Genomic DNA, 7304 nt, shown 5'->3' with positions numbered 1-7304 from the left:
ATGCTGCACATCGTCAACAACCTGGCGCTGCCGGTCAGCCTGGGCTCGGGCGAAAGCTTCACCATCTGGTCGGGCGTGCAGGACGCGATGGTCCAGTGGTGGTACGGGCACAACGCCGTGGCGTTCTTCCTGACCGCCGGGTTCCTGGGGATGCTCTACTACTTCCTGCCGGTGCGCGCGCAGCGCCCGATCTGGTCCTACCGGCTGTCGATCCTCAGCTTCTGGGGGATCGTGTTCTTCTACATGTGGGCGGGATCGCATCACCTGCATTACACCGCCCTGCCCTACTGGACGCAGGTGCTGGGCATGACCTTCTCGGTCATGCTGCTGGTGCCCTCGTGGGCCTCGGCGGGCAACGCCATCGCCACGCTGAACGGCGCGTGGGACAAGGTGCGCGACGACGCCACGCTACGCTTCATGTTCGTGGCCGCCGTGTTCTACGGGCTTTCAACCTTCGAGGGGTCGTTCCTGGCGATCCGGCCGGTGAACTCGCTGTCGCATTACACCGACTGGACCGTCGGGCACGTACATTCCGGCACGCTGGGATGGGTGGCGATGATCGTCTTCGGCGCGATCTACACGCTGGTCCCGAAGCTGTGGGGGCATGCCGAGATGGCCTGGCCCAAAGCGGTGGAATGGCATTTCTGGCTCGCGATCGCGGGCACGCTCATCTACGTCGTGTCGCTGTGGAACGCCGGCATCACGCAGGGGCTGATGTGGCGCGCCTATGACGAGGGCGGCGCGCTGTCCTACAGCTTCATCGAGTCGGTCGAGGCGATGCTGCCCTATTACGCCTTCCGCACCCTCGGCGGGGGGCTTTTCCTGGCGGGCGCGGTGCTGTGCGCGCTCAATTGCCGGGCCACGATGCGTGCCACGGGATCCGTCGTCGATGCCACCGACCGGCCATTGGCCGCGCAACCGGCGGAGTGAGCCGATGCTGAAGCTGCATTACAATCTCGAAAAGCTCTCGATGGGGCTGGTCGGTGCGATCATCGGCGTCGCCTCGATCGGCGGTCTCGTGGAGATCGCGCCGCTGTTTACCATCGACGAGACCGTCGAGATCCCCGACGACCTGCGCCCCCATACCCCGCTGGAGCTTGCGGGCCGCGAGATCTACATCCGCGAAGGCTGCTATGCCTGCCACAGCCAGATGGTGCGCAGCCTCGCCGACGAGATCGACCGCTACGGCCCCTATTCGCTTGCGGCCGAGAGCGCCTATGACCACCCGATGCTCTGGGGGTCGAAACGCACCGGTCCCGACCTCGCCCGCGTCGGCGAGAAATATTCCGACGACTGGCACGTGCAGCACCTGATCGACCCGCGCAGCGTCGTGCCGGTCTCGATCATGCCGGCCTATCCGTGGCTGACCCGGCCCATGGAGACCGACATGATGCAAGCCAACCTGTCGACGCTGGCCCGGCTGGGCGTGCCCTATGACGACGCCATGATCGAGAACGCCCGGGCCGACGCATTGGCACAAAGCCGGCCGGACTCGGATGGCGCGGACGCCGTGCGCGCGCGCTACGGCGAGGACGTGGCGGTACGCGCCTTCGACGGCGATCCCGACCGCCTGACCGAGATGGACGCGGTCGTCGCCTATCTGCAATCGCTCGGCACGCTGACCGATGCGGCCCACCGGATCATGGCGGAGGAGACGCAATGACCCATGACACCCTCGTGCTGATCGCCAAGGTCTTCGGCCCGATCTGGATGGGCGGCTTCATGCTGATCGTGCTGATCCGCGCCTACAACCCGCGCCGTCGCGCAGAACAGGAACGCATCGCGCGCTCGATCCTGCCGGACACCGACGAGGCCGACAGCGCCGCGGAGGCGCGGCAATGACCACGGATCCCAAGGAATTCCCGGGCGCCGACCCGCATACCGGCAACCGCGAGATCGACCCGGTCACCGGCTATGACACCACCGGACACGAGTGGGGCGGCATCAAGGAGTTGAACACGCCCTTTCCGCGGTTCGTGCTGTGGATCCTGGTCGCGACATTCCTCTATTCCGTGATCGCCTGGGTGCTGCTGCCCGCCTGGCCTTACGGGCGTGATTACACCCGCGGGCTGCTCAAACTCGATCAGGGCGAGATGGCGGCCGAGGGCGTGCAATCCGTCGCCGAGATGCGCGACGACTGGCTCTCGCGCTTCGACGATCCCGACTACGCGGCATTGCAGGGCGATGACGCCCTGATGGCGCGCGCCATGCCCGCCGCGGACCGCCTCTACCGCGACAACTGCGCGATGTGTCACGGCGACGAGGGCGGCGGCGGGCCGGGGTTTCCGGTGCTGAACGATACGCACTGGCTTTGGGGCGGCGATCCGGCGACCATCGCCACGACGCTGCAGGTGGGCATCAACGCCCGGCATCCCGACACCCGGATCGCCCAGATGCCGGCCTTCGACTGGATGGAGAGATCTCAGCTCCGGGATGTTGCCGGCTATGTCGCGGCGCTGCCCGAAGGCAACGCCGCCGACGACAGCGCGGGCGCCACGCTCTTTGCAGAGAACTGCACCGCCTGCCACGGCGAGGGGGGCGCGGGCGGGATGATGAATGGCGCGCCCGCCTTGACCGATGACGCGGTGATCTACGGCCAGAGCCCCGCATCGGTGATTCATACGCTTCGCGACGGACGTCAGGGGGTGATGCCCCACTGGTCCGACCGGTTGCGCGATCCCGAGATCAACCTGCTGGCGCTTCACGTCTCGCGGCTGCCGGCAGAGGGTAACGGTGGCGACGAATGACGCGCGCGACCCAGAAACGCCTTGCCATCGGCGCGGCGTTGGCTGCGGTCGCGCTGGTGCTGGCCGCGAATGCGCAGCTTCTGGTCGCCGCGATCGGGTCGCAACCCGATTGCGTCGCGGTCAAGGATGTCGCGGTAGCGGCCAAACCCGCCTGCTGAAAGGGACGATCAATGTTGGAGCCGCTTCCCACTATCCGCCCGCCGCAGCGCCCCGTGTCCAGACTGGCGCGCGATCTGCCGCCGCGCGCCGCGCTCGACTGGCTCGCCGCCGGCTGGCGCGACCTGCGCGCCGCGCCGGGGCCCAGCCTCGCCTACGGGGTCTTTCTGACGCTTCTGTCCTACGCCGTGCTCGGCGGCCTGGCCGCGGCGGGGTTGCTCTACCTGGCGCTACCGGCGCTGTCGGGTTTCCTGATCGTCGGGCCGTTCCTCGCTATCGGCCTCTACCAGAAAAGCCGCCGGCTCGAGCGCGGCGAGACCGCCACGCTGCGCGACATGATCCTCGTGCGGCCGGCCTCGGTGACGCAGCTGGCCTTTGCCGGGCTTCTGCTTGGCCTGCTGGTGCTGTTCTGGTTGCGCGCCGCGGATCTGCTTTACGCGCTGTTCTTCGGGCTCGGGCCGATCCCCGCGGCGGGGGACGCGCTGTCGAACGTGTTCGTCACGGCGCGCGGCTGGGGATTGCTGATCACCGGCACGCTGGTGGGCGGGCTGTTCGCCGCCTTCGCCTTTTCGCTCAGCCTCTTTTCGGTTCCGATGCTGCTGGTCGAACGGGGCGACGCGCTGACGGCCCTCGGCGTCAGCTTTGCGACGACGGTCCGCAACCTTGCACCCTGTCTCGCCTGGGGCGCCATCGTCGCCGCCGGTATCGCGCTGTCGGCGGTGACGGGGCTGTTGGCACTTGTGGTGATCTTTCCGGTGCTGGGCCATGGCACCTGGCATGCCTGGCGCGCGCTTGGCGAGGCGGCGCGATGAGTTCCCTGTCGATCCTGATCCCGCTGTCGCTCGGCATGGGGTTCGTGGGGCTTTGCGCCTTCCTCTGGGCCCTGCGCGCGAACCAGTTCGACGACCCAGAGGGGAACGCGTGGCGCGTGATCACGCTTGACGGCCAATCCGATGCCGATGATCCGCGGGACAAGGGAGGCGACCGCGACGACCATAAGGCGTCGGACGCGGTCAACCACGATCCCGACGGCAGATAATGAGATCGCCCCAAGCCCCGCAAATCGCGCTGTCGGGGTCCGGGCCGTCTCGACCCCCACCGCTTGCGGCATGATCTGACCCGGACGCCGTTCCGGCCGGCAAGGGCTTTTCGCGGCAGGGACATGTGCACGCCCCTCCGGACGCGTCGCGACACCTTTTCCTCTCGCGCGTGTCAGGGTCATGCGCATTTGCATTGTCGATTGCCGAGAGCACATTTGTCAGCTTTTTCAAGGTAACTTACTCCATGCGTTGGCGGGGTCTTCAGCGGCGAATTCACAGAGCGCGGTCACGTCGTCGATCCGCGCATGGTGGCGCGCCACATGCACGCCGACCTGCCTGAGCCTGGAAAAGGCCCGCGACAAGCTCTCGGGTTTCATCCCCAGACGCCCGGCGATCACCGCCTTGTCATAGGGCAATGTCACGATGCAGGTGCCTTCCTCACGATCACAAAGGCGCACCAGAAAGCCGGCCAGTCGCTGTGCGCCGGTTTGCGACTTGATCTGCTCAACCTGCCCAACAAGCTCGTTAAGGTGTCGAAATGTCGAGGAAAGGATTGCCAGCGCCAATTCCGGTTCCCGGCGCAGCATATCCACAAGGCTGCGGGCGGGAATCACGAGCAGGGTGCAAGCGGACACAGCTTCGGCCGACACGGGGTACGGCAGCCCGCGCAATGCTACGGCCTCGCCAAAGCTGTGGCGGCGGGTGAAAACGTTGACAATCGCCTCGTTCCCGTTTGCCGCGACGCGGTACAGCTTGACCCAACCGTCGATGACGACATGGATCACCCTTGCCGTTTCCCCCTGAAGAAAGATCGTGTCGCCGCGATCCGTTTCTCGCGGCGATGCGTCCGCCAACACGCCGTTCGCCACGTCGTCCGGCAAGCCACGCAGAAGAAAAGAATTTCTTGCGATATCCCGAACGTCGCACGGGGTCAAGACAAACGCCTGCTGGTGATAATGTACACTGCACTGTCCTCTTTTTTGAGAGTCTACCGCGTTTCCAGGCAGCACATCAACAGGGACAGGCGCGCGGCTTACCGGGCCATGTACGTCTCAGGTTTCCTGTTTCGTCGTGCGTGTGGGAAGAAAAGCAGACAAAGTTTCCCTGAGGGCGTCCCAATCGGTGAATTCATGTTCACCCTTGGTCGGGTCAAAGTCCCTATCGCGCAAGACGACATGGCGAACCACTTGCGACGCGAAATAATCGTATTCCGAAATCCGCACGGCCCCGGCGACCAGAGCCTCGGCATCAGGCGTAAAACGGGTGCGCATCTTCATCTCCAGCAGATAGTCCTCGGCCTCTTCCAGGCCTTCCGGGAACGCTGCGGACAAGCTGACCGAAAGCAGGAGCGTGCGACGGCAACCGAGCGCATCGCGGTGGGTTGCCAGGAACTTCTCGAACGGTTTGGGATGTCGGCGTTCATGCACTGGCGCGGCGAGGATCACGGTATCGACACCATCGAAGCTGATTTCCATTTTTTCGTCCATCGCATCAACGACGCGCGTTGCGTAAATGGCCTTGCGCAGGTCGGCCTCGACAAAGCGCGCGATCCTTGCAGTCTGGCCTTCTTCGGTCGCATAGACGATTAGGACTGTCATCTTTGATCTCTTTGTCCGGGGCACATGGGCCGAGAATAGGTGAGATCCGAACTGATGGTCTTGAGACATGTCAAGTCCGGATCCGGGCCCAGGATCGCGTCGAATCAAACCCGAGGTAACGACTGGTCACCTTGGCATGTTCACAGCAAGAACGGGTCGTGTCAGAAGCGCCCGATCTTTCGCTCGTGGATCGATCCGCACATGCCCTATGGTGCGATCACCGGGCGTGAGCAGGCATCATAACACATTTTCGGATTGAGGAGCCTTCTCAGCACACTTCTGTAACAGCAATACGCTGCCCGCCTGCTCACACCACGATCATCCAGACAATAATCAGGCTGATCACCAGATAGACCAGCGTGTTGACCATCCAGCGGATAAGACCTGCCTCTCCCTCGGGGTCCACCCCCAGACGCTCGCACGCTTTCGTTCCGGGCCACAGAAATACTTCGGACAGTGTCATCGGGTTCACTCCTTGCTAACTGAATTTTCGCTCAATAACATAGCCTCCTTTAATCCGTATTGCAAATACCGATTAAAGTTTGCAAGGTTGGGCGGTTTTGATCGTCCGACGTGTAGCATCGGGGCATCAGATCACAAAGTCCGCAATCGGAGGTTCCCATGCCCGGCATGCCTGCCGCTGTGGTGCTCGCCACTGCTCTCATTACCTTGTGCCCGACGGTGCCGCGGGCCGAAATCGCCAAGGATTTCGAGCTTGCTACCCATTGGCGCCAGGGCGCGGGTCTGCACGACCGCGTGGCGGGCCTCGACGACTGGCTGGACGAGAACGCCGAGTGGTGGCAAGGTGACGCGCCTCCTAAGATCCGTTTGGTCAGCCCGGTCGAGGCCCACGCCCGCCAGGGTGCGACCGGAAGCTTTCAGCGCGGCCGCCTCCGCGGTCTTTACGACCCCGATCGCGCAGAGATCCTGTTGGTCAAGCCTTGGGACCCGCGCGACCCCGAGGACGTGAGTGTCCTGCTTCACGAACTGGTCCATCACCGCCAAGCGCCGCACCACTGGTATTACCCCGCCGCGCAGGCACTGCCCGCCTACCGGCTTCAGGAGGCCTGGCTGGCAGAGCGGGGCATGAAAGCGGACGTGAACTGGGTGGCCGTTGTGCTCGATGCCGGCTGCACACGGCGGGACATCCACCCGGACTGAGGCCTCAGCGCCTGTTGCGGTTCAGGTCGCCCGCGGCAGGACTGAATGGCAGGTCGATCGGTCCGCCTCGCCCACGCCGCGTCGTAGCTGGTAAAAACCTCGGTGCTGCCGTCGTGACGGACAAAAAACACGGTGTAGGCCTCGCGCCAGTCCAGCGGTCCTATGCAAGGCGAGCCATAGGCAGGTCCGGTGCCACAAGGCCGCCCCCCCCATCGGGAAGCTCCGACATCAGCCTGCAGATCTCCGTAGAGGGGAACATGGCCTTCGACCAGCAGGTCAGTGGACCGTGGCGCAGGTCGGGGTGCCATGTTTAGTCGATCCGGATTACTCTTGCCCCGGCCAGTCTTGTCCCGGCCAGAGGTCGCTCGTCAGGCGCTGGATTCGGCTCTTCGGTGCGAGTCAGCGCAGCACGTCCGCTGCGCGTCATCGCTCGATCTCGAAAGCGCCCGAAGGTCACTGCCCCGAAACGCGAAATCTCAGCGCGTCCGCTCTTAGAAGCGACAGTAAAAGCTTTTCAGCCGTTACTTTGGATTCCGGGCATCCGGTTTTTCTCCGCTCCGCGCTTGCTTTCCGGGATGTGGCAAAAGACGCGACAAGACAAG

Annotated in this window: 11 protein-coding genes; 8 read left to right on the top strand and 3 right to left on the bottom strand. The window is 64.4% G+C overall.

The window, feature by feature from the left end; translation table 11 throughout:
• The 7 genes from ACESL9_RS16130 to ccoS all read left to right on the top strand — a co-directional run.
• Positions 1–930: cbb3-type cytochrome c oxidase subunit I (locus ACESL9_RS16130; protein WP_372675195.1), on the top strand; the 930-nt coding region annotated here is incomplete at its 5' end.
• A gap of 4 nt (positions 931–934) precedes the next feature.
• Positions 935–1663 (top strand): cytochrome-c oxidase, cbb3-type subunit II, encoded by a 729-nt coding sequence (gene ccoO / locus ACESL9_RS16125; RefSeq protein ID WP_372675194.1) that lies wholly within the window; start codon positions 935–937, stop codon positions 1661–1663.
• Complete coding sequence (locus ACESL9_RS16120; RefSeq protein WP_372675193.1) at positions 1660–1842, top strand: cbb3-type cytochrome c oxidase subunit 3; 183 nt, start codon at positions 1660–1662, stop codon at positions 1840–1842. Before ccoO ends, ACESL9_RS16120 begins: the two co-directional genes overlap by 4 nt.
• Complete coding sequence (gene ccoP, locus ACESL9_RS16115; RefSeq protein ID WP_372675191.1) at positions 1839–2747, top strand: cytochrome-c oxidase, cbb3-type subunit III; 909 nt, start codon at positions 1839–1841, stop codon at positions 2745–2747. Before ACESL9_RS16120 ends, ccoP begins: the two co-directional genes overlap by 4 nt.
• A complete protein-coding gene (locus ACESL9_RS16110) occupies positions 2744–2905 on the top strand; it encodes a hypothetical protein (protein WP_372675190.1) in 162 nt (53 codons plus the stop codon). Before ccoP ends, ACESL9_RS16110 begins: the two co-directional genes overlap by 4 nt.
• A gap of 12 nt (positions 2906–2917) precedes the next feature.
• Positions 2918–3715, top strand: coding sequence for a DUF2189 domain-containing protein (locus ACESL9_RS16105; protein WP_372675189.1), 798 nt, complete (start codon positions 2918–2920; stop codon positions 3713–3715).
• Positions 3712–3942: a cbb3-type cytochrome oxidase assembly protein CcoS gene (gene ccoS / locus ACESL9_RS16100; protein WP_372675188.1), complete on the top strand. Its 231-nt coding sequence runs from the start codon at positions 3712–3714 to the stop codon at positions 3940–3942. The genes ACESL9_RS16105 and ccoS overlap by 4 nt, the downstream gene beginning before the upstream one ends.
• A 228-nt stretch (positions 3943–4170) precedes the next feature.
• On the opposite strand, the gene ACESL9_RS16095 is transcribed toward ccoS, so the two are convergent.
• The 3 genes from ACESL9_RS16095 to ACESL9_RS16085 all read right to left on the bottom strand — a co-directional run bounded on the left by ACESL9_RS16095 (position 4171) and on the right by ACESL9_RS16085 (position 6004).
• Positions 4171–4953, bottom strand: a complete 783-nt coding sequence (locus tag ACESL9_RS16095) for a Crp/Fnr family transcriptional regulator (protein ID WP_372675187.1) — start codon at positions 4951–4953, stop codon at positions 4171–4173.
• A 42-nt stretch (positions 4954–4995) separates the two neighbouring features.
• Positions 4996–5610, bottom strand: coding sequence for a flavodoxin domain-containing protein (locus tag ACESL9_RS16090; protein ID WP_372675186.1), 615 nt, complete (start codon positions 5608–5610; stop codon positions 4996–4998).
• 238 nt (positions 5611–5848) lie between these two features.
• A complete protein-coding gene (locus ACESL9_RS16085) occupies positions 5849–6004 on the bottom strand; it encodes a hypothetical protein (RefSeq protein ID WP_372675185.1) in 156 nt (51 codons plus the stop codon).
• 158 nt (positions 6005–6162) lie between these two features.
• On the opposite strand from ACESL9_RS16085, the gene ACESL9_RS16080 reads away from it, so the two are divergent.
• Complete coding sequence (locus ACESL9_RS16080) at positions 6163–6702, top strand: DUF6647 family protein (RefSeq protein ID WP_372675184.1); 540 nt, start codon at positions 6163–6165, stop codon at positions 6700–6702.
• Positions 6703–7304: the final 602 nt, after the last annotated feature.

Origin of the sequence: Aquicoccus sp. (genome assembly GCF_041686535.1) — a bacterium.
Lineage (GTDB): Bacteria > Pseudomonadota > Alphaproteobacteria > Rhodobacterales > Rhodobacteraceae > Aquicoccus.
Note: the sequence above shows the minus strand (reverse complement) of the source record. Positions and strands in the feature narration are given on the sequence as shown.

What these genes read in the sequence shown, in the direction of transcription:
- ccoO (WP_372675194.1), top strand. Translation starts at nt 935, where the DNA reads ATGCTGAAGCTGCATTACAATCTCGAAAAGCTCTCGATGGGGCTGGTC.
- ACESL9_RS16120 (WP_372675193.1), top strand. Translation starts at nt 1,660, where the DNA reads ATGACCCATGACACCCTCGTGCTGATCGCCAAGGTCTTCGGCCCGATC.
- ccoP (WP_372675191.1), top strand. Translation starts at nt 1,839, where the DNA reads ATGACCACGGATCCCAAGGAATTCCCGGGCGCCGACCCGCATACCGGC.
- ACESL9_RS16110 (WP_372675190.1), top strand. Translation starts at nt 2,744, where the DNA reads ATGACGCGCGCGACCCAGAAACGCCTTGCCATCGGCGCGGCGTTGGCT.
- ACESL9_RS16105 (WP_372675189.1), top strand. Translation starts at nt 2,918, where the DNA reads ATGTTGGAGCCGCTTCCCACTATCCGCCCGCCGCAGCGCCCCGTGTCC.
- ccoS (WP_372675188.1), top strand. Translation starts at nt 3,712, where the DNA reads ATGAGTTCCCTGTCGATCCTGATCCCGCTGTCGCTCGGCATGGGGTTC.
- ACESL9_RS16090 (WP_372675186.1), bottom strand. Translation starts at nt 5,610, where the DNA reads ATGTCTCAAGACCATCAGTTCGGATCTCACCTATTCTCGGCCCATGTG.
- ACESL9_RS16085 (WP_372675185.1), bottom strand. Translation starts at nt 6,004, where the DNA reads ATGACACTGTCCGAAGTATTTCTGTGGCCCGGAACGAAAGCGTGCGAG.
- ACESL9_RS16080 (WP_372675184.1), top strand. Translation starts at nt 6,163, where the DNA reads ATGCCCGGCATGCCTGCCGCTGTGGTGCTCGCCACTGCTCTCATTACC.